The sequence below is a fragment of the Streptomyces ipomoeae 91-03 genome, assembly GCF_000317595.1.
Taxonomy (GTDB): domain Bacteria; phylum Actinomycetota; class Actinomycetes; order Streptomycetales; family Streptomycetaceae; genus Streptomyces; species Streptomyces ipomoeae.
This window is the reverse complement of sequence record NZ_AEJC01000641.1, coordinates 1-1,528: the sequence shown is the minus strand read 5'-3', so window position 1 is coordinate 1,528 and position 1,528 is coordinate 1. Positions and strand designations below refer to the sequence as shown.

Here is a 1,528-nt window from a genome sequence, read left to right as displayed (position 1 = left end):
ACGATAGGACTTGCTGAGGGTCCTGTTGGCTGCAAGGAAAAGAGCACTTTCCAGGTGAGAGAGCCTATCTCGTCGTACCCACGTGTCCGTGTCCAGGGAGACGGTCGGCAGGTGGTCTCGCAGGCCGGTGCGGTCCTGCTGATGGAGACGGTCCGCAAGACGGGCCTTGACCAGGCGATATCCGCAGCTCTGGCTCCGTGGCGGAAGCCGCGGGCCGTCCACGATCCCGGCAAGATCCTCCTGGACGTCGCCATGGCGGTCGCACTGGGCGGGGACTGCCTCGCGGACGTCGCCATGCTGCGGTGTGAGCCGGCCGTCTTCGGCCCGGTCGCCTCCGACCCGACCGTCTCCCGCCTGATCGACACCCTCGCCGCATCCGGCGAGAAAGCCCTGCAGGCCGTCCGGTCCGCACGCTCCGAAGTCCGTCATCGTGCCTGGTCGTTGGCCGGCAAAAACGCCCCGGACGCCGACGGTCAGGTCACCGTCGACCTCGATGGCGTCCTCGTGATCGCCCACTCCGACAAGCAGGACGCGGCCGCGACCTGGAAGAAGACCTACGGCCATCACCCGCTGACGGCCTTCGTCGACCACGGACCGGGCGGAACCGGAGAGCCCGTCGCCACCCTCCTCAGACCGGGAAACGCGGGCTCCAACACCGCCGCCGACCACATCACCACCGCCCAACTCGCCCTGGCCCAACTGCCCAAGCGCTACCGGCGCGGGCGGCAGACGCTGATCCGCACGGACTCCGCCGGCGGCACCCACGACTTCGTGTCCTGGCTCGCGAAGCGGGGCCGATGGCTGTCCTACTCGGTCGGCATGACGGTCACCGAAGCGATCCACGAACACGTACTGAAGGTCCCCGCCTCGGCCTGGACCCCGGCCGTCGAGGCCGACGGTGAGGCCCGGGACGGGGCCTGGGTCGCCGAGCTCACCGGCAAGCTCCTTAACGGCTGGCCCAAGGGCATGCGGCTCATCGTCCGCAAGGAAAGGCCCCATCCCGGCGCCCAGTTGAGGATCACGGACGCGGACGGCATGCGGATCACGTGCTTCGCGACCAACACCACCGGCCGGCCGATCGCCGAGCTCGAACTCCGTCACCGGCTCCGGGCACGGGCCGAGGACCGGATCCGGGCTGCCCGGGCCACCGGCCTGCGCAACCTGCCCCTGCACGACACCGCCCAGAACCGGGTCTGGATGGAGATCGTCCAGATCGCGCTCGACCTGCTGGCCTGGATGCCCATGCTCGCCCTGACCGGCCGGGCGAGGCTCTGGGAACCGCGTCGCTTGCGGTTCCGCCTGTTTTCCGCAGCCGGCCAGCTCGTCACCACCAGTCGGCGCAGGATTCTCCGCCTCGCCCGGCACTGGCCCTGGACCGGCGAGATCACCGCCGCCCTTGAACGGCTCGCGCTCCTGCCCGACCCCGGCTGACCAGCAACCCACCGTCCCTGCGACAGCATCACCCGCCCCGGGCAGTGGAACCCGGCGCCCACCCGACGCGACAGCCGGGCCACCGGCCTGCCCGGCA

Annotated in this window: 1 protein-coding gene; it reads left to right on the top strand. The window is 70.5% G+C overall.

Going from position 1 to position 1,528, the window contains the following annotated elements:
* Positions 1-54: 54 nt before the first annotated feature.
* The gene (locus tag STRIP9103_RS42325) at positions 55-1,431 is read left to right on the top strand and encodes an IS1380 family transposase (RefSeq protein WP_009302281.1); all 1,377 of its coding nucleotides are present in this window, start codon (positions 55-57) and stop codon (positions 1,429-1,431) included.
* Positions 1,432-1,528: the final 97 nt, after the last annotated feature.